Origin of the sequence: Brevibacillus sp. NPDC003359 (genome assembly GCF_042878995.1) — a bacterium.
Taxonomy (GTDB): domain Bacteria; phylum Bacillota; class Bacilli; order Brevibacillales; family Brevibacillaceae; genus Brevibacillus.
Genome location: NZ_JBIAOR010000001.1, coordinates 81,745 through 99,839, shown reverse-complemented (window position 1 = coordinate 99,839; position 18,095 = coordinate 81,745). Strand labels below are relative to the sequence as shown.

The window sequence follows — 18,095 nt, the reverse complement described above, 5'->3', positions numbered from 1 at the left end:
AATTTTTACTAGTGAATGGATATTGGTAATGAGGTGTACAAGGTATGGGTGAAATGTCTACAGGGTTTTCCCTGTTTATCGTTGGCTGGACCATTGTTCTCGTAAGTCTTATGGCGATTGGCGGGTACTTCATGTTCCGCAAATTTCTCAAGTCCATGCCCAAGCAAGACGGAAAATCTGACTTGGATTGGCAAGATCATTACATTGATCAGACGCGAACACTCTGGACCGATGAGGGTCTGATCTTGCTCAATGAATTGGTTGAACCTGTGCCACAGTTGTTTCGTGATGTTGCGAGACGTTCCATCGCAGCGAAAATCGGCCAGATCGCGCTGGAAGAGAAAGCAACCACCATTACAACAGATTTGATTGTAAAGGGGTATATCGTAGCAACCCCCAAGCGTGACCACAAATGGCTTATTGCCCACCTGACATCAAAAGAAATCGACTACACGCCCTATGAGAAATATTTGAATGCCGAGGGATAATTGAAACTTCCTGTGGAGTCATCCGTAAAAAAGGGGAAGACCTTTTTGGCAAGGAGACGATGTGGATGTCAGTCCTACTCACGATTTTGGGAATCGGTTTCGTAATATTGATCGTTGCGATTGTCATTGTGGCGGTTCTCTTTAAGAAAGGCGCCCGGTTCTTGTGGAAAATGACCGGACGTGGCTATCACAAGTACAGCAGCAGTGATTACCGATACCGGCCTTTCTGGAAGATGGGGCATCGAACATACGGTCATCGTCACTATCGTCGCAAATATTCCAGCCATAGTGGATTTTTTAGCAGTTAAAATGAATAACAAGAAGCAACAAACCTCCAAAACCACTAGATAAGTGGCGCTGGAGGTTTGTTTTTTTATGCATCACTGCTTTTTTTGTTCTCATTTTGCGGTCCTCCGGATACTCCACCCGATACCAGGAAAGCCATGACTTCTGAGCTTTCCGTATCAAGCAACTGTACTTGATCGCTCGGAAACAACAGGAGATTTCCTGCAAAATTGTACGACTGCGGCAAATATACCGCTACGTGGTCTGAGAGGCCGAAAGAATCGAGGCTTTCCTTTGTGATAAATCCGATTGCCTTCGCATTTCCATCCTTTGATAGCGTCACGAGCACCGGCTTGTCGAAGCTCTTCTTCTCCCCTACAAATGCTCCTATCAAATCCTTGATGGACGTATAAATGAGTTTGATAAACGGCACTTTCTCGAAAACGGTGGACACGAGCGAAAGCACTCCGCGTGTCAGCACATTGGATGCAAGGAAACCTACAATCGTAATGCCGAGAATGGTCAAGAGGAAGCCAAGTCCAGGAATTTGGAGATTAAACCAGTTGTTGACCAACAGATAGAACCAGTTATCCACTGTCGTGAAAATCCAGTACAAAATATATATCGTCACTGCCAAAGGAATGACAAACAATAACCCCTCAAAAAAATAGCGAATGAAACGCTTCATCTCTCTTCTCCTCTCTCCTAACCACCTTACCGTAAATATTGTACCTGATCGGACTACCATCTGCTATGATGAAGAAAAAAAGCGAAAGTAGGGAGATTCATGCAAGCACTTGTCACACCTCAATGGCTCAAGGATCATCTGAACGATGAAAATATGGTGATCGTCGATTGTCGTTTTGCTTTAAGTGCTTCTGAAGCAGGTGCAGAGGAATACGGGAAGGACCATATCCCGCAAGCCCTCTACTTTCATCTGAACCGTGACCTTTCTGGCGCAAAAAGCGAGCATGGTGGACGTCATCCACTGCCAGATACGGATCTGCTGACTGACCTTTTTTCGAAAGCGGGAATCGATGCCAACACGACTGTCATCGCCTACGATGATCAGGAATTGGCGATGGCAGGACGTCTATGGTGGCTGCTGCGATACCTTGGTCACGATCAGGTAGCTGTACTGGACGGCGGATACGCTGCTTGGAAAAAGGCTGGCTATGAGGTAACAGCAGAAGTACCTACTGTACAAGCTCGTCAGTTCGTCCCCCATGTCCGCCACGATATGCTGGTTAACATGGAAGGTGTCAAAAAACGCAACGAGCATACTGTATTGCTCGATTCTCGTGCACCAGAACGCTACCGCGGCGACAACGAACCGATCGACGCAAAAGCAGGACACATCCCGGGGGCGCACAATTTCTTTTACAAAGACAACCTTACTGCTAATCAGACCATGCTCCCGGCTGACGAGCTGCAAAAGCGCCTCGCCCCTTATGCCGATAAAGAATTGATCGTCTATTGCGGCTCAGGCGTGACAGCTTGCTCCAATCTGCTTGCTTTCCATGCTGCTGGTCGAACCGATGTGAAATTGTATCTGGGCAGCTGGAGTGATTGGAGCTCGTATGCAGATAATCCGGTAGCTACAGGCGAAGAGTAATTCCATAATTGAACTGGCAGCGATCGCTTCCCTACTATACCGGGGAGCGGTCGTCTTATTTTTTCTTCCTCTATCATTTTCGCTACCATTCATAGATAATAATTATCATTATCGCACAATTGTGCACTTGCCTGAAAAGGTGGATGGATTCATGAAGCATAACGAAGAATACGAGCCTAGTCGCCAAATGTCACTCAGCGAGGTTCGCGCCTATATGATCTGTAACTTCGATCGTCCGTTAAACGTAACTACGTTGGCAGCGATGGCACACTTAAGTCCGAGCTATTTTGGTGATTCGTTCAAGAAGGCTTACGGACAAAGTGTCATGGACTATGTCACTCGTCTGCGTATGAATAACGCCAAGCGATTGTTACGCGAGACGGACATGAGGCTGCGAGATATTGCGAAAACAATCGGATATAGTGATGAGTTTTACTTTAGCCGGAAGTTCAAAAAAGAAGTGGGTGTGTCCCCCTCCGCATATGAAAGGGTTTGCGAGCGCAAAGTTGCCGTCTACTCCCCTTCCCTGCTGGGACATCTAGTGGTACTAGGGATTATACCAGTCGCTGCTCCTTTAGATGCGAAGTGGACCCCCTATTACTATCAGCAGTATCAGCAACAGATTGCGGTTCATCTAAAAGCGGTCGAAACACAGTGGAACGATGACGAGCAGGAAATCATGCTGTTGGCTGCCAAACCGGATGTTGTCATTAGCCACATAGAGCTTCCCGAGACGACCAGACAACGTTTGTGCGCACATGGCATCGACGTCTTGACCCTGCAATCTTCTGGCTGGCGAGAGCAATTACGTGAAGTTGCTAGCTACACGGGCAAAGAAGCAGTATGTGATTCCTGGATCGCTTTTTATGAGGCGAAGGCTGCTGCCGTACGCGGAGACCTGAAAACCGAGACCAAACAAGATAATTTTGCGATTATTCGACTTTATCGGGATGGCATCCATCTCTACAACAACAAGGGGATGAAGGAGCTTCTGTGCGATGATTTGCAGCTTACTCTTGTGGAAGAGGAAATGGAACCTTGCAATCAGCCAATCACGCTCGAGCAGCTTGCGAGCTTAGACCCGGAGCGAATCCTGTTGTTCATTTGTCTGGATGAGTCAACACGCATAAGCTGGCTGACACTCCAGCATCATTCGCTTTGGAGAGGACTTCGCGCTGTTCAAAATGGGTACCTCTATCCCTTGCCTTCCAATCCGTGGTACGAGTATTCACCGGTTGCTATGAATCGGATGCTGGATGAAATGCTACTGATGGTAACCGGGAAAAGTCCAAATGCGATTCAAGGTGTTGTCCATGGAGCCCCTTTCTTTCGTGAATTATAATGTTTTTCAGTGAGAAACATTATCAACGAGAGGGGATTCTACTTGTATGACAAAGAAAACTAGCCTTGCGCTGATGCTGACCACGACGATGCTTGTTGCTGGACTGGCCGCAGGCTGCGGGAACAATGGAAGCAGTGAGGCATTGACGCAGAAGGTCGATTCGTCCGCGACTCAGAGTGCCGCAGGATCGGCAAAGAGCTCTTCCGACCAGCCTACTTACCCACGAGTCCTAAAAGATGAAATGGGTAACGAGGTGACATTGCCATCCGCACCTGCCAAAATATTCGCTCCCAATCTGGAAGATACATTGGTCGCACTTGGCGTAGCGCCTGCCGTGCAATGGTCAACTGGCTCAAGACCGAAGATGTATTTGCAAGATAAGCTCAAAGATGTGCCATCCATTACCTTCGCAGGTGGATTGCCTCCAGAACCAGAAGCGGTGATGGCCCATGAACCAGATCTCATTTTGTTGCACAATGCCAATCATATCGAAAGCGGCGTGTACGATAAATATAAGATGATTGCTCCGACGTATGTGTTCAAGCATGCAAATGAAGATCTTGAATCTTCCATACGGATAGTTGGCGATCTGTTAGGCAAGTCGGCGGAAGCTGAACTAGCTTTGCAAAAGTATAAGGAGCATGTTGAGTCAGCCAAAAAGGAGCTGGCCCCCCATATCCAAGGCAAAAAAGCAGCGATCATTCGCTTTAATGGCAGAGGGATGTTCTTCGTCAAGTATGATTTCTTCAGTGGATACGTCCTTACCAAGGAACTAGGCTTTTTGCCGAGTCAGGTTGTATCCGGCGGTGGGATTAATTTGTCACTAGAGAGCTTGCCTGATTTGGATGCAGACTACATTTTCCTCATTAATGACGCTGGTACGGGAGATGCATATGAGAAAGAATTAACGGAGAGTGCTGTTTGGAAAAGCATGGGGGCTGTGAAGAACGGTCGTACGTTTAAGGTAGAGGGAGATCACTGGTTAAGTGGCGGCCTGATCGCTCATATGAAAGTCATTGACGATGTGAAAGGATTGATTGCAAAATGAGAATCATAGAGAAAAACGGCTATTCCCCTCGTAATTGTGTAGAGTGGACACTGCAATCAAGCCAAGGTCGTGACTATCGGATTATGATTGCGATTCCTGAGGCTGAGGCCCCTCCTGAAGGATATGCTGTTATCTATGCAGTGGATGGCGATGCAATGTTCGGAACGATTGCAGAGACGGTGAAGTTGCAAACGCGCAAGCCAAAGGGCTTCAACCCAGCCATTGTTGTAGGAATCGGCTATCCATCACGTCTACCATTCGACATGGACCGCCGTTGTCACGATCTGACCATGCCGGTGGATGCTGCTACACTTCCTGAGCGACCGAATGGGCAGCCTTGGCCAGAGCATGGTGGAGTTGATTTGTTCCTCGATTTCCTTGAACAGCAGCTGATGACCGCTATTTCTTCCGAATGGCGAATAAATCCGAACAAACAGGCCATTTTCGGCCACTCTTTGGGTGGTCATTTCACACTGTATACGATGTTCTCGCGTCCGAAGCTTTTCTCACACGTCGTTTCAGGTAGCCCTTCCGTTTGGTGGGGTAATGACGAGGTGTTGAGGGAGCAGGAACGCTTCATCGCTCAATGGAAAGGTGACCATGAAGTAAAGCTTCTTGTCATTGTCGGCGGTGATGAGCTCTCCTTCATGGTCGAGGGTGCTCAGAGGGTCGTCGAGCGCATGGAACCACTCGCTACCAAAGGTGTTCACGTGAGCTACATCCAATTCGAAGATGAGGGCCACGTAAGCGTGCTTCCTTCCGCTATTAATAGACTTGTGCGGTTTGTGCTTACGGATGATTAGCCCTCTGAAACTACTTTCAGATCGTAAAGGACAGACAAATGATACGACCTATTCGTTTATTGCTTCATTTCGGCTATCAAGAAGCCATGTCTTGCTTGTTTCCGGTCTTTATTTTTGGTTCGCTTGCCTTGTCCAAGCTCGTTACCATTCCTGGTTTGCCGAGGTATGACCTCCTGCTTTTGCTCTGCTTACTCTTCCAGATCTTCATGGTGAAAAGCGGCTTGGAGTCTCGGGACGAATTGAAGGTCATCACGGTCTTTCACGTGATCGGGCTGTGCCTGGAAATATTCAAGGTGCATATGGGATCTTGGAGCTATCCGGAGGATGCGTACAGCAAGGTGTTTGGCGTTCCTCTTTACAGTGGGTTCATGTACGCCAGCGTCGCGAGCTACTTATGTCAAGCGTGGCGGAGATTACATGTCAGTATCGAGGGTTGGCCGCATCCGATGATCGCTACGATCTTGGGCGCGATGATCTACCTCAACTTTTTCACCCACCATTATATATGGGATTTGCGCTGGGTCCTGATGGCGGCTATCTTCATCGTCTTTTGGAAAACTCGTGTTTATTTTTACGTTGCCAACGAGAAGCTGTTCATGCCGATTCCCCTCAGTTACTTTTTGATCGGTTTTTTCATTTGGATTGCGGAAAATATAGCGACGTTCCTCGGCGCCTGGAATTATCCCAATCAAAGGGCAGGCTGGGAGCTCGTGCATCTCAGTAAAATCAGCTCGTGGTTTTTACTTGTCATCGTGAGCTTTATTATCGTGGCGGAATTGAAGCACGTAAAAGCCAGAAGATCCCATTCCCATGATAGCAAGAAACACATGTAAAAAGCCTATCCACTCTTCGCACGAAACAGCAAAGGGTGGATAGGCTTTCTTTTTTATTTGATAACGTTGCTCATTACATTCTCGATCATTTGTCGGTTGGCAATGACGCCTGTATATAGCCAGCTGGAATCTTTCGCAAACATATAAGCATTTCCGTTCTTCATAGCAGGGATATTCGCCCATACTGGATCCTTTTGCAGTTGTTCCACAGCAGTCGGATTACTGTTTACGATAAACAAGTAGTCGGCATCGAGTTCAGCCAATTTCTCCATGGAAATTGCGTTCCAGTTTGCTTCTCCTGACTTGGAGATTTCCTGAACGATGGCAGGAACCTTAAACCCGAGGTCCTTGTAGAGCACATCGCCGCTAGACAAGTCCTGACGTGCTACATACACATTTTTCCCAGTCATCCACAGTGATGCCGCTGATTTTTCCCCGATCGCTTGCTGCAACTTTTGTTTGGACTCGGCTGCAAATGTCTCATACTCCGCCAGCACTTTCTTCGCTTCTTCCCCCTTGTTGAGGACTTCTCCTACTGTCAGGAGCTCTTTGCGCCAATCGGTGTTCTTTTCTTTTCCAATGGTATAGGTTGGCGCGATTTTTTCGTACTGGCTATACTTGTCGCCCTGGATCAAGGTCGCGCTATCCAAAATAATCAGGTCAGGACTGTGGCTCATGACTACTTCCGGTGGCAGATCATAAGGAATCGCTGGAATACCCGCCAACTCCTTTTGCAGGTAGCCTTGTGTCTCGCTGTTCCCTACTGACCATTGGGCAACTGGCTTGACTCCCAACGCTACTAAATGATCCTCCAAATAAGAAGCAATCACACGCTGCGGTTGGGCTGGCACCTTTACCTCATTTCCCATCGCATCCTTCAGTACCCGTGTCGCATCAGCAGCTGGGGCCGTCGTTTGGCTATCACCCGTTTGCGTCCCAGGAGTCGCAGCGTTCGGCGAACCAGAGCATGCGCTCACGATGAGCACTAAGCTTGCTAATACCATGCTTGCTATTGAATGTTTCGCTATTTTTTTCATGCGGTTGTTCCTCCATCTGCACTATGTATCAAGCCACTTTCTCCAGCTTGACCACACTCATATTGAGAATAATAATCAAAATCACAAATGGTATTATAGCGGATTATGCTGCGATGCTCAACTTTTTGTTTATGGAAACGAAAAAAGACCTCCTGCCTACGAAGCAGAACGTCCCTCTTCTAACCGTCTTGCTGCTTTATCTTGGAACCCCGCTTAACAAGAATCGATGCAGTCCCCCGATCAGACACACGCCAGCTGTTACAAAAAACGCAATGAAGTAGGAATGGTGCCAATTCCCCAGCAAGCCTGCCAATACTGGGCTCAATACCGCTCCGATCGATAACACCGCTGAGTAGATACTAAACACGCTCCCGTACATCTCACGGGGTGAATGGACCGTCAAAATCGTCGCTAAAGCTGGGAACAGCATACCGAAGCACGCACCGAAGAAAAACATCATGACGTGAATCGGAATGGCCAGCCCGATTGCCAGGGTGTACAGAAGAAGGCTGAGTACGCCCAATCCAGCAAACGTTCTCGTCTCGATCGGGACGCGATGCAGCCAAAACTGCAACAGAATCGCAAGTGCCCCCAACCCTTTCAAGCTGAACAATATGCCGGTGACTGCCGGGGACAGTCCTTGTCTTTGGATAAGCAAGGGCACTTCATAGATGATCGTTCCCTGAGCGTAAATGATCGCAAATCCCCCAAGAAACGCTGGGTACAGCATTCGATTTTCCATGATGGCGGTAAGGCTCTGCTTGCCTCCACCTTTCTTTCGTGGAGTGGACGGCGTGCTTCCCTCTACTCTTTCCGGCAACATCATCCAAGCGAAAACGCCAGCAATGATCATCATGTAGCCGAGAATCACGAATGATTGACCATAACCGAACTGCACCGCCAAAAAGCTCCCGACAGCCGGGGATACGATACCTGCCGAGGTAAGGACCAATCCCTTTTTCCCCATGATTTCACCCTGCTCAAGTGCCGTCTTCCCTGTTTCTCCGAGCAAGGCAGAACAAGCAGGAGAGACAAACGCCATCAAAAACCCAAGCATCAGCCTAAAGGTAAAAAAGCCCGCGGTATTTTGCACGATGCCTTGACCAATCAGCATCACGCCAGCCAATATCAAACCACCTGCGATAAACCATTTTTTCGGAAAACGATCGAGAAAAGGACCGGCGATCAGGTTGCCTGTCAAATTACTGATCGCATACCCGCCGAGCACGAAGCCGATCATCGCAGCGGATACACCCAATACGTTTAAATACGGCGCAAGAAGAGGCGTCTGCGCGTGCATGTCAAAGGCAACAAGAAACAAAACCACTAACAGGAGAGCCCTCAAAGCATTCCCTTCCTCTCTAACGGCCTGTCTTTGTCCCAGTATATGAAGGGAATTGTACAAGTAGGATAATAAAAGAAGAGGGAAGATTCGGAATAAATGTAGCAATTAGTTTTGTATTACCGTAATATTTACTGTAATACCGTAATTGCTTTTTAGCAGGAGGTGACTCTTTGGAGCACATTTACAAAAAAATTCGTGCGCTACGTGTGCAGCAAGAGCTTACTTTAAAGGACTTAAGTGAGAAATCAGGATTCTCCGTCAGTTTCTTATCACAAGTAGAGCGTGGCAACAGCTCGCTCGCTATTACCTCTCTGCAAAAAATTGCGGAATGTCTAGGTGTCCCCATTACGTACTTCTTTGAAGTAACAGAAGAAGTCACGTACCACACGCCCATTGAAAAGCGTCAAACGTTGCAGATTGAAGGTTCACCTGTGAAGTATGTTCGAATCGGCGGGAATTTCCCCGACAGGGCGCTTGAGCCCCTCCTCAACGTGTTGCCACCCGGACAGATGAAACATGTCGCCTTTCAGCATCCCGGTGAAGAGTTTTACTACGTCGTAAAAGGATGTGTCACCATCGTCGTCGACGGTACGGAATACCATCTCGAGCAAGGAGACACGATCCACTTCCCTTCCTCTCTTCTTCATACGTGGTACAATCCTTCCGCTGTTGAAGAAGCCGAGATCCTATCGGTTTTGACGCCTGTCATTTTCAGAAGCTAACTCAACGGGTCCTTTCAGCATTGTCTACCAATAAAAAAGGGTGATCTGGATGCAAGAAAGACTGGAAAAGCTGCACGCGTATATGGAAAGCAGGAAACTGGACGCATTGATTATTACGCATCCCAAAAACGTGTACTATTTTACCGGATTTTTGTCGGAGCCACATGAACGTTTTATGGGCCTCGTTTTGGTGAGAGGCTCGTCCCCCTTCCTCTTCGTTCCACTGTTGGACGGTGAGAAAGCACAGGAGGCATGTCCTGTCATCCCGATTTGCACCCATGACGATTCACAGGATGCGCTAACCGTACTTCAGCAATTGCTGCCGACTCCCCTCTCCCATATTGGTGTGGAGAAGAATCATTTGACAGCGAAAACGTATGAGGCGCTCGTATCGATAGTGCACGCTTCAGAAGCAGTGGATGTCGGAGAATTGCTGTGCAGTATACGGGTGGCTAAAGATGACACTGAAATCGCTACGATCAAGCGTGCTATTTGGGTGATGGAGGAATCTCTACGCCGTACGCTCCCTCTGATTTCCGTAGGAATGACGGAATTGGACGTCGTCGCAGAGCTGGAATACCAGATGAAGAAGCTAAAAGCCCAAGGCCCTTCCTTTTCAACGATTGTACTGTCTGGAGAAAGAGCAGCACTGCCCCATGGTGACCCAGGTGAGCGAGTGATTCAGGCGGGAGAGGTTTTGTTGATTGACGCAGGGGTCTATGTCGATGGATATGTATCAGACCTGACACGTACTTTTGCTGTCGGTCAACTGGGTACAGAATTGCTAGATATGTACGATACGGTCTTGCAAGCGAATATGGCTGGGATACAGGCCGTTCGACCAGGGGCTCCGATCGCAGATGTTGACCTAGCTGCACGAGCAGTCATTGCCGGTCGAGGCTATGGAGAATTTTTCATCAATCGTGTAGGGCACGGGATCGGATTGGAGCTTCATGAAGCCCCGTACGTTCATAGCCAGGCAGCAGGAGAACTCATCCCAGGCATGGTCTTCACGATTGAGCCGGGCATTTATCACACGAAGATCGGTGGCATCCGTATTGAGGACAACGTGCTCGTCACGAAGGATGGCGTAGAAGTATTGACGTCTTTTCCCAAAGAGTTGCAAATCATTGGATAAATGATAAAAGAAAAGGTTGGTGTCGTTCCTTTGAAAGTGTTAGAAACAGATCGCCTCATCCTCCGCTGGCAAACTGCCGAAGACGCTGATTTTGTCTTGAAACTGATGAATGAGCCTTCTTGGATTCGATTTATTGGCGATCGTGGTCTTCGTACGACAGAAGACGCCCGCAACTATATTTTGAATGGCGCTGTTGCGATGTACGAGAGTCATGGCTTTGGTCTGTATTTGGCAGAGTTGAAGGAAGGGAATGTTCCGATCGGCTTATGTGGACTGATCAAAAGAGATTCGTTGGAAGATGTCGATATCGGCTTTGCCTATCTACCCGCATACTGGGGCAAAGGTTACGCATATGAGGCAGCCTCTGCCGTTCTTGTCCACGGAAAAGAAGTGGTCGGCTTAAAGCGTATTGTAGCTATCACCGCCCCCGATAATGCATCTTCTGCCAAGCTCCTGAAGAAAATCGGTCTGCACGAAAAAGGGTTGATTACCCTTCCAAATGATGCGGAGGAGCTCACGTTTTTTGCCATCGAGTTCTAGTCCATGCTGTCCAAGTGAGTCGTGGAATTCGTGAAATGGATCAGACGTCCGTATTCGTTATACTCCAACAAGTGGATACCTGTGTCGCCTATGCCAAAGTAAATGTCGTGCAAGAGAGGCTGTTGCAAGAAGCTTTCGATGATTCTGGAGATCATGCCGCCGTGGGAAACAATCGCAATTCTTTTATAGGAAGTACTGAGATGTCTGATCGCGGAATAGATTTGCTCCCCCCGTGCTCGCCCAAATAAAATCTAGAGGAAACTGCTCCTGAACGCGCGCTGCCATTCTCCTTGCCTTCATGTACATTCAAAATGTCTGCTTCAGATTGTCCATTTCGAATTAACAAAATTTGCATCGTATTGCCTCCTTATGAGGGATAAATGTTCAGTGAAAATAAAGTTCTAGGCTGAAGGTAAGTTATTCAACTAATGGGTAAGGCATCTCCATTGTTCATGAAAGCGAACTTGCAAAAAAAAGGGATTATTAAATTGTTTGTGGAAATTGACCTAATGAAAAATATCTGGAGGAGATAAAATGAGTGACATTGTAATAAATGAAACGAGTCAAAAACTCGACATAGGTGGAGTTAAACTATGTTTTAAACATTATGGTGAAATAAGTGATTTTCCAACGGTGGTTTTTGATTCTGGTTATGGGTGCACATTAAACTACTGGAGTTCTATTAGTGCTGAAATTTCAAACCAAACAAGGATGTTCATTTATGATAGAGCAGGTATAGGTGAAAGTGAAAGTGATGACAGACCTCGACATAGTCAGCAAATCATTGAGAATCTTAGAATCTTGCTTCAGAAAGCAAACGTGTCCCCCCCTTATGTTTTGATCGGGCACTCTTTTGGGGGATTGAATGTTCGACTATATGCAAGTACATATCCAGAAGAAGTTGCCGGAGTGATTTTATTAGATCCATGTCATGAAGATCAAAATAGAATCATGGTTCCTTTATTTTCGGAAGAAGTTCAGGAAGAGTACTATAGTCAGTTTGTTCTTGAAGGCTCTATTCAAGAGATTGAAGAAAGCTTTGAACAAGCTCGAAAATCTAAATCACTTGGTAACAAGCCACTCATTGTCGTATCAGGTACATTACAACCTCATCATAATCCTGAATCTATGTCTGCTTGGATCGCATTACATAAAGAGCTTACTAAATTATCAACCCGTAGTAGGCATATAATTGTTGAAAATGCCGGTCATGCAATTCATATTGATCAGCCAAATGTTGTAGTCGATATCGTTAAAGACATGCTACTTTTATGTAAAGCTCAAAGTAATTGAGGTCATTAGCTCACCAGTAACTGAGATCATGTAAATAATGTCAAAGTCTTCATTGTGTTAACGGGTTAGATAGTTGAATAGTGGTAGACATATCAGCGGCAGTCTAAAACTTTATTTTCAACGAACAATAAAGAGGGCCTCACCGTAATCGGGAGGCCCTACCATTCTTTTTTCAATTTAAGAAAGAACGGTTTTCAAACCAAGAGAACTATCATGGAACTTGATATTCGAGTACTTATCCATCGCTACACGCAGCTGGTATTCGCTCTCAAACAACATCACTGGACGGCCATAACGATCCGTAACGGTTCTGTTCTTCACAACATCGAGGTCTGCTTTCTCCCCTTCGAGCCAGCGAGCGATTTGATACGGCATACGAGTCAGCATGATGTCTACCCCGTACTCGGCTTTCAAACGGTATTCCAATACCTCGAACTGCAGCACGCCTACTACGCCAAGAATCAGCTCTTCCATTGGATGCGTACGGAATAACTGTACCGTTCCTTCTTCGGTCAACTGCATGATCCCTTTTTGGAATTGCTTGTGCTTCATCGCGTCCTTCACCATCACTTTGGAGAAAAACTCCGGCGAGAAGTGCGGCATTTCTTCGTACTCAAATGTTTTTCCGACACAGAGTGTATCGCCGATCTGGAAAATGCCCGGGTCAAAAAGACCGATGACATCTCCAGCGAACGATTCTTCGATTATTTCGCGGTCCTGTGCCATAAACTGTACCGGCTGCGCCAATTTGATGTCTTTGCCAAGACGGACGTGCTTAACGGCCATCCCCCGCTCAAACTTCCCGGAGCAAATACGCAAGAAAGCGATGCGATCTCGGTGAGCCGGATTCATATTGGCTTGGATTTTAAAGATGAAGCCGGAGAACGAGTTCGTATACGGATCAATCAAGCCTTCTGTACTCTTCTTCGCAGAAGGCGCTGGCGCCATTTGCAGGAAGTTGTCCAGGAATGTTTGTACACCGAAGTTATTAATGGCACTACCAAAGAAAACAGGCGTCAGTTGTCCCTGGTTGATCAGTTCAGGATCGTATTCATCTCCTGCAACATCCAACAGGGAAATTTCGTCCTGCAATTGCTGCCACAGCTCTTGACCGACACGATCGCCAATCAATGAATCTTCTGCTCCCTCTACAGGGAAAAAGGAGATTTCCTCGTGCTGTGTGTTGGTTTGATACAGCTCGACACGGGACTTCATGCGGTCAAATACGCCGCTGAAGTAGCTACCCATCCCAATCGGCCAGTTCATCGGATAAGAACGAATACCCAAAACGCGCTCAATTTCTTCCAAGAGCTCGAATGGATCTTTTCCGTGACGGTCCAGTTTGTTCACGAACGTAAAGATCGGAATACCCCGCATCCGACAGACCTTGAACAGCTTGATCGTCTGTGCCTCTACCCCTTTTGCTACGTCGATAATCATCACAGCAGCGTCAGCAGCCGTCAGCGTACGGTACGTATCTTCACTGAAGTCCTGGTGACCAGGTGTATCCAAGATGTTGATATGGTGCCCGTTGTATTCGAAATCCATCGCACTGGACGTAACGGAGATTCCACGCTTTTTCTCGATCTCCATCCAGTCGGAGGTAGCGTGCTTGGAATTTTTGCGCCCTTTGACCACCCCTGCTTCACGGATGGCTCCGCCGTAGTAGAGCAGCTTTTCGGTCATTGTCGTTTTACCCGCATCCGGGTGGGAGATGATGGCGAAGGTACGGCGTTTTGCTATCTCATTTTCCCATTGGGGATTGGATTGACTCATCTTCATTCTCCTGTCATCGCAAATAAGTAACCACATTCGTTTCCTTTACGATTATACCGACAAATGCTTGCCGCTTCCACCTCGTAATTTTTCATGTACGATCGGCCAAAATAATTCTTTCAAGGAAGATCGTATAAGGCCACGCAAAAGGCTTTGCATAGCCAAGTTTCCTAAAAAAAGCTATAATATTCAGTAGTAAAAATTTTTTGACTGCATGACTTACATATTGATTACCATGATATGACAAATCTATAGGAGGAACCCTATGTCAACGACTGTTGAAACACGTGCGGCCGAATTCCGTGACTATGTGAAGAAAATAACCAGCTACACGCAAGCACTGAGCGTTCTTTATTGGGACAAGGCTACACAAGCACCTCGCAATGGAATGGATGCCCGTTCCGAAATCATCGGGACATTGGCAGGAGAGCAATTCAAGCTGGCGACGTCTAAAGAAATGGAAGCGCTTTTGACGGAGCTGAGTGAGCCCTCTGTTCTCGAAACATTGGATGAAATTACGCGTCACAGTGTGCTTGAATGCAAAAAAGAATTTGACCGCAACAAGAAAATTCCTGCTGACAGGCATCAGGAGTTCGTCGTGCTGACCGCCAAAGCAGAAACAGTGTGGGAAGAAGCCCGTGCCAACAACGACTTTTCCCTGTTCCAGCCGTACCTGGAGAAAATCGTGAACTTCCAGCTCGAGTTCATCGAGTTTTGGGGTCATGACGGCAAAAACAAGTACAACACCCTCTTGGACATGTATGAGCCTGGCATGACTGTCGATCAGCTCGATCCGATTTTCGCTACTCTGCGCGAGAAAACCGTCAAGCTGGTACAAGCGATCGCCGACTCCCCGAACAAGCCGGACACATCGTTCTTGACGAAAAACTTCCCAGTGGCTGACCAAGAAGCTTTCAGTCGCTTTATCCTGGAAAAAATCGGGTACGACTTCAAGGCTGGTCGCATGGATCGCAGTGCGCATCCGTTCTGCACGACCTTCAATCCGGGTGATGTCCGCATCACGACGCGCTATGACGAAAATGATTTCAATTCCGCGCTCTTTAGTTGTATTCACGAGGCTGGCCACGCGATGTACGAGCAGAACATCAATCCAGACCTGCTGTTCACGCCTCTGTGCGATGGTACCTCCATGGGGATTCACGAATCCCAATCCCGCTACTGGGAAAACATGGTCGGACGCAGTCTGCCATTCTGGAATCACTTTTTCGCTGACTTGCAAAAAGCGTTCCCTACCCAATTCGAAGGCGTGTCTGTAGAAGATCTGCATCGCGCGGTCAACGCTGTTACTCCTTCCTTTATCCGGACAGAAGCAGATGAGTTGACGTACAACCTGCATGTCATGATCCGCTACGAAATCGAGAAAGGCTTGATCAACCAAACCATTCAAGTAGCTGATCTGCCAAAAATCTGGAACGAAAAAATGAAGGAATATCTGGGTGTCGAACCACCGACAGATGCACTTGGTGTCCTTCAGGATGTACACTGGTCAGGCGGAATGATCGGCTACTTCCCTACTTACTCGCTGGGTAATGTGTATGCGGCACAATTCGTCCACGTTATGGAGAGTGAGATCAACGGCTACGAGGAGTTGATCGCCAAAGGCGATTTCGCACCGATCCGTGAGTGGCTCAAGGATAAAATTCATCAATACGGTAAAATGAAAAGTCCTCGTGAACTCGTTCAAGCGATTACAGGCGAAGGCACAAATGCGACTTACTTGATGAATTACCTCGAGAAAAAATACACAGACGTATACAAGCTGTAAGCAGTTCTACCCTTGCTAGCAAATGTTCTCCCTTCTTATTGGGAGGACATTTTTCTTTCAGTTACTTTTTGTAACCTACGTACATAAAAGTGCATTCTTCCCCCCGCGGATAAATGCTAGTACACTACACAATATACATGAGATTCCTATTGTCTTGAAAAAGGAGTGTTTTCGATTGGCTATCGATCTAAAAGGTAAAACAGCAATTATAACAGGTGCAGGCAAAGGCATTGGTCGTGCTACGGCAATTGCTTTGGCAAAAGAAGGCGTGAATCTCGGCCTCTTGGCTCGCTCTGAGGAAAATTTGAAGCAAGTAGCCAAGGAAGTAGAAGCATATGGCGTGAAGGTAGCGATTGCGACAGCAGACGTTTCCAGCTACGATGATGTCACGACAGCCGTTACCTCTATCAAAAATGAACTGGGTCAAATTGATATCCTGCTCAACAATGCAGGCGTCGCTAAATTTGGTAAATTCCTGGAGCTGGAAACGAGCGAGTGGGAACAAATCATCCAAGTCAATTTGATGGGTGTGTACTACGTGACTCGCGCAGTACTCCCTGGCATGATTGACCAAAACTCTGGCGACATTATCAACATCTCCTCTACTGCTGGACAAAAAGGGGCTCCTGTCACCAGTGCGTATAGTGCATCCAAGTTTGGTGTTCTCGGTCTGACAGAATCGTTGGCTCTCGAAGTGCGCAAACACAACATTCGCGTAACGGCGCTTACCCCTAGCACAGTAGCAACCGATATGGCAATTGACTTGGGACTGACCGATGGAAATCCTGAAAAGACAATGCAGCCTGAGGATATTGCTGAGTTCGTGGTCAGCCAGTTGAAGCTGAACAAACGCATCTTTGTGAAATCCGCTGGACTGTGGTCCACTAATCCATAGAAATGACATGGCAAAAAAGCGAAAAGAGTCCGTTCGTACAGGCGGATTTCTTTTCGCTTTTTTCTTTAGGAAAGGATTTGCTGGCAAATAGAGAACGGAGAAGAACGGAGAGTTTTCTCGGAGCCGTGTGAAATCGCTTCCTTTTTGTTCACGTTCTATCCACGATTTCTTCACGCCTTATTCACACCTACCCAACCAAAAATGCCCTCAACAGGAGTATGATGAACATGTAAAACATTTCCACAAAGTGGAGGGTATCCTTATGATACAAATGCTGTCGAATTGGTTGTGGGGTAACGAAGAACAAGAAGTCGTTCCATTTGAGACGAAAAGATACGTCCGGAATGAAATGGAGCAATTCGTCTTCAATGAGCCACAGCAAGTGCTGCCGTATCCGCATCCCCAGTTATAAGATCCATTACTTGATCCAATATAACCTGAAGCTGCCGAATCTGGCAGCTTTTTTTGATCCTTTCTGAAAGCGCTCACTGATGTGCTACAATGTGGTAAACAGGAGGGGTTCGCTTTGGTCGAGTTCACAGAAAAATGGCTGCCCACATACATTCGCCGCAATTTGGCGGTCTTATTTTGCGGTATCAATCCAGGACGTATATCGGCTTCGACGGGTTTCCACTACGCCAATCCAGCCAACTTGTTTTGGCGCGGATTGTACGAAGGAGGCCTGACACCTCACAAGCTCTTGCCCGAGGAAACCGCTACCCTCTTGGACTACAACTATGGCATTACCGATCTGGTCTCACGCCCTACCCGCTCCGCAACAGACCTGCGTAACGAGGATTATGCCGAAGGGGCACAGCTGTTCGTTCAAATGATCCAGACCTACCGGCCTCGTGTTATTTGTTTTAACGGAATTACTGCTTTTCGTCACGCGACCGGACAAAAAAAAGAAGCCGTTTCACTTGGGCTGCAGCCAATCAGGTACTTTGGGACAGAAGATTGGTCTGGCAGTTATGTGTTTGTCGTCCCATCTACCAGTGGGGCTAACGCATCTTTTACACGCGAGGAACGAATCGCCAAGTTTACTGAGCTCAGTCATTTTTTACGCGAGATGAATTGGCACCCTCTTCCCTCGCCTGTTATGTAGATCCTTCAGTGTCAACCACTCCTCTTCTTCCGTACAATACTTGT

The 18,095-nt window shown here is 47.2% G+C and carries 19 protein-coding genes and 1 pseudogene; 15 read left to right on the top strand and 5 right to left on the bottom strand.

All coding sequences use genetic code 11. The features are described from left to right. The first annotated feature begins 44 nt into the window (after positions 1-44). Positions 45-488 carry a DUF2621 domain-containing protein gene (locus tag ACFYU8_RS00305; protein ID WP_390296986.1) on the top strand — a complete coding sequence of 148 codons (444 nt, stop codon included), beginning with the start codon at positions 45-47 and terminating at the stop codon, positions 486-488. A 65-nt stretch (positions 489-553) separates the two neighbouring features. Continuing rightward, entirely contained in the window at positions 554-796 is a 243-nt protein-coding gene (locus ACFYU8_RS00300) for a hypothetical protein (protein ID WP_007724492.1), read from the top strand. 65 nt (positions 797-861) lie between these two features. On the opposite strand, the gene ACFYU8_RS00295 is transcribed toward ACFYU8_RS00300, so the two are convergent. Next, complete coding sequence (locus ACFYU8_RS00295) at positions 862-1,461, bottom strand: DUF502 domain-containing protein (RefSeq protein ID WP_390296989.1); 600 nt, start codon at positions 1,459-1,461, stop codon at positions 862-864. Positions 1,462-1,560: 99 nt separating this feature from the next. On the opposite strand from ACFYU8_RS00295, the gene ACFYU8_RS00290 reads away from it, so the two are divergent. The 5 genes from ACFYU8_RS00290 to ACFYU8_RS00270 all read left to right on the top strand — a co-directional run bounded on the left by ACFYU8_RS00290 (position 1,561) and on the right by ACFYU8_RS00270 (position 6,414). Further along, a complete protein-coding gene (locus ACFYU8_RS00290; RefSeq protein ID WP_390296991.1) occupies positions 1,561-2,388 on the top strand; it encodes a sulfurtransferase in 828 nt (275 codons plus the stop codon). 151 nt (positions 2,389-2,539) lie between these two features. Further along, positions 2,540-3,730 carry a helix-turn-helix domain-containing protein gene (locus ACFYU8_RS00285; RefSeq protein ID WP_390296994.1) on the top strand — a complete coding sequence of 397 codons (1,191 nt, stop codon included), beginning with the start codon at positions 2,540-2,542 and terminating at the stop codon, positions 3,728-3,730. 46 nt (positions 3,731-3,776) lie between these two features. Continuing rightward, positions 3,777-4,778: an ABC transporter substrate-binding protein gene (locus ACFYU8_RS00280; RefSeq protein WP_390296996.1), complete on the top strand. Its 1,002-nt coding sequence runs from the start codon at positions 3,777-3,779 to the stop codon at positions 4,776-4,778. After that, complete coding sequence (locus ACFYU8_RS00275) at positions 4,775-5,581, top strand: alpha/beta hydrolase (RefSeq protein WP_390296999.1); 807 nt, start codon at positions 4,775-4,777, stop codon at positions 5,579-5,581. Before ACFYU8_RS00280 ends, ACFYU8_RS00275 begins: the two co-directional genes overlap by 4 nt. Positions 5,582-5,619: 38 nt before the next feature. After that, positions 5,620-6,414, top strand: coding sequence for a DUF817 domain-containing protein (locus ACFYU8_RS00270; protein WP_390297001.1), 795 nt, complete (start codon positions 5,620-5,622; stop codon positions 6,412-6,414). A 53-nt stretch (positions 6,415-6,467) separates the two neighbouring features. Here ACFYU8_RS00270 and ACFYU8_RS00265 read toward each other — a convergent pair whose 3' ends face one another. Together ACFYU8_RS00265 and ACFYU8_RS00260 are read right to left on the bottom strand one after the other, a co-directional pair. Beyond that, positions 6,468-7,451, bottom strand: a complete 984-nt coding sequence (locus ACFYU8_RS00265; RefSeq protein WP_390297004.1) for an ABC transporter substrate-binding protein — start codon at positions 7,449-7,451, stop codon at positions 6,468-6,470. Between the two features lie 196 nt (positions 7,452-7,647). Next, the gene (locus tag ACFYU8_RS00260; RefSeq protein ID WP_390297007.1) at positions 7,648-8,796 is read right to left on the bottom strand and encodes an MFS transporter; all 1,149 of its coding nucleotides are present in this window, start codon (positions 8,794-8,796) and stop codon (positions 7,648-7,650) included. A gap of 170 nt (positions 8,797-8,966) precedes the next feature. Between ACFYU8_RS00260 and ACFYU8_RS00255 the strand changes: the two genes are divergently transcribed. Genes ACFYU8_RS00255 through ACFYU8_RS00245 form a run of 3 tightly spaced genes read left to right on the top strand, consistent with a single transcriptional unit; the run spans position 8,967 to position 11,196 of the window. Continuing rightward, entirely contained in the window at positions 8,967-9,518 is a 552-nt protein-coding gene (locus ACFYU8_RS00255) for a helix-turn-helix domain-containing protein (RefSeq protein ID WP_390297010.1), read from the top strand. Between the two features lie 49 nt (positions 9,519-9,567). Beyond that, positions 9,568-10,656 (top strand): M24 family metallopeptidase, encoded by a 1,089-nt coding sequence (locus ACFYU8_RS00250; protein ID WP_390297013.1) that lies wholly within the window; start codon positions 9,568-9,570, stop codon positions 10,654-10,656. Further along, positions 10,657-11,196, top strand: a complete 540-nt coding sequence (locus ACFYU8_RS00245; RefSeq protein WP_390297016.1) for a GNAT family N-acetyltransferase — start codon at positions 10,657-10,659, stop codon at positions 11,194-11,196. Here the strand turns inward: ACFYU8_RS00245 and ACFYU8_RS00240 are convergent. Continuing rightward, positions 11,193-11,551 (bottom strand): annotated as a pseudogene (locus tag ACFYU8_RS00240) (histidine phosphatase family protein). The gene ACFYU8_RS00245 and the pseudogene ACFYU8_RS00240 sit on opposite strands and share 4 nt — an antisense overlap. Positions 11,552-11,730: 179 nt before the next feature. On the opposite strand from ACFYU8_RS00240, the gene ACFYU8_RS00235 reads away from it, so the two are divergent. Next, the gene (locus ACFYU8_RS00235; protein WP_390297019.1) at positions 11,731-12,489 is read left to right on the top strand and encodes an alpha/beta fold hydrolase; all 759 of its coding nucleotides are present in this window, start codon (positions 11,731-11,733) and stop codon (positions 12,487-12,489) included. A gap of 177 nt (positions 12,490-12,666) precedes the next feature. On the opposite strand, the gene ACFYU8_RS00230 is transcribed toward ACFYU8_RS00235, so the two are convergent. Next, positions 12,667-14,265, bottom strand: coding sequence for a peptide chain release factor 3 (locus tag ACFYU8_RS00230; RefSeq protein WP_390297022.1), 1,599 nt, complete (start codon positions 14,263-14,265; stop codon positions 12,667-12,669). A gap of 265 nt (positions 14,266-14,530) precedes the next feature. Between ACFYU8_RS00230 and ACFYU8_RS00225 the strand changes: the two genes are divergently transcribed. The 4 genes from ACFYU8_RS00225 to ACFYU8_RS00210 all read left to right on the top strand — a co-directional run bounded on the left by ACFYU8_RS00225 (position 14,531) and on the right by ACFYU8_RS00210 (position 18,051). Continuing rightward, positions 14,531-16,051, top strand: a complete 1,521-nt coding sequence (locus ACFYU8_RS00225; RefSeq protein WP_390297025.1) for a carboxypeptidase M32 — start codon at positions 14,531-14,533, stop codon at positions 16,049-16,051. A 175-nt stretch (positions 16,052-16,226) separates the two neighbouring features. Then, complete coding sequence (locus tag ACFYU8_RS00220) at positions 16,227-16,946, top strand: 3-ketoacyl-ACP reductase (RefSeq protein WP_106652816.1); 720 nt, start codon at positions 16,227-16,229, stop codon at positions 16,944-16,946. 262 nt (positions 16,947-17,208) lie between these two features. Further along, positions 17,209-17,358, top strand: coding sequence for a hypothetical protein (locus ACFYU8_RS00215; protein ID WP_390297029.1), 150 nt, complete (start codon positions 17,209-17,211; stop codon positions 17,356-17,358). A gap of 114 nt (positions 17,359-17,472) precedes the next feature. Continuing rightward, the gene (locus ACFYU8_RS00210) at positions 17,473-18,051 is read left to right on the top strand and encodes a mismatch-specific DNA-glycosylase (protein WP_390297032.1); all 579 of its coding nucleotides are present in this window, start codon (positions 17,473-17,475) and stop codon (positions 18,049-18,051) included. Positions 18,052-18,095: the final 44 nt, after the last annotated feature.

Excerpts from the sequence above, each read along its gene's own strand:
- ACFYU8_RS00285 (WP_390296994.1), top strand. The coding sequence starts at position 2,540 with ATGAAGCATAACGAAGAATACGAGCCTAGTCGCCAAATGTCACTCAGC.
- ACFYU8_RS00250 (WP_390297013.1), top strand. The coding sequence starts at position 9,568 with ATGCAAGAAAGACTGGAAAAGCTGCACGCGTATATGGAAAGCAGGAAA.
- ACFYU8_RS00225 (WP_390297025.1), top strand. The coding sequence starts at position 14,531 with ATGTCAACGACTGTTGAAACACGTGCGGCCGAATTCCGTGACTATGTG.
- ACFYU8_RS00290 (WP_390296991.1), top strand. The coding sequence starts at position 1,561 with ATGCAAGCACTTGTCACACCTCAATGGCTCAAGGATCATCTGAACGAT.
- ACFYU8_RS00230 (WP_390297022.1), bottom strand. The coding sequence starts at position 14,265 with ATGAGTCAATCCAATCCCCAATGGGAAAATGAGATAGCAAAACGCCGT.
- ACFYU8_RS00245 (WP_390297016.1), top strand. The coding sequence starts at position 10,657 with ATGATAAAAGAAAAGGTTGGTGTCGTTCCTTTGAAAGTGTTAGAAACA.
- ACFYU8_RS00235 (WP_390297019.1), top strand. The coding sequence starts at position 11,731 with ATGAGTGACATTGTAATAAATGAAACGAGTCAAAAACTCGACATAGGT.
- ACFYU8_RS00295 (WP_390296989.1), bottom strand. The coding sequence starts at position 1,461 with ATGAAGCGTTTCATTCGCTATTTTTTTGAGGGGTTATTGTTTGTCATT.
- ACFYU8_RS00270 (WP_390297001.1), top strand. The coding sequence starts at position 5,620 with ATGATACGACCTATTCGTTTATTGCTTCATTTCGGCTATCAAGAAGCC.
- ACFYU8_RS00215 (WP_390297029.1), top strand. The coding sequence starts at position 17,209 with ATGATACAAATGCTGTCGAATTGGTTGTGGGGTAACGAAGAACAAGAA.
- ACFYU8_RS00305 (WP_390296986.1), top strand. The coding sequence starts at position 45 with ATGGGTGAAATGTCTACAGGGTTTTCCCTGTTTATCGTTGGCTGGACC.
- ACFYU8_RS00265 (WP_390297004.1), bottom strand. The coding sequence starts at position 7,451 with ATGAAAAAAATAGCGAAACATTCAATAGCAAGCATGGTATTAGCAAGC.
- ACFYU8_RS00280 (WP_390296996.1), top strand. The coding sequence starts at position 3,777 with ATGACAAAGAAAACTAGCCTTGCGCTGATGCTGACCACGACGATGCTT.
- ACFYU8_RS00275 (WP_390296999.1), top strand. The coding sequence starts at position 4,775 with ATGAGAATCATAGAGAAAAACGGCTATTCCCCTCGTAATTGTGTAGAG.
- ACFYU8_RS00300 (WP_007724492.1), top strand. The coding sequence starts at position 554 with ATGTCAGTCCTACTCACGATTTTGGGAATCGGTTTCGTAATATTGATC.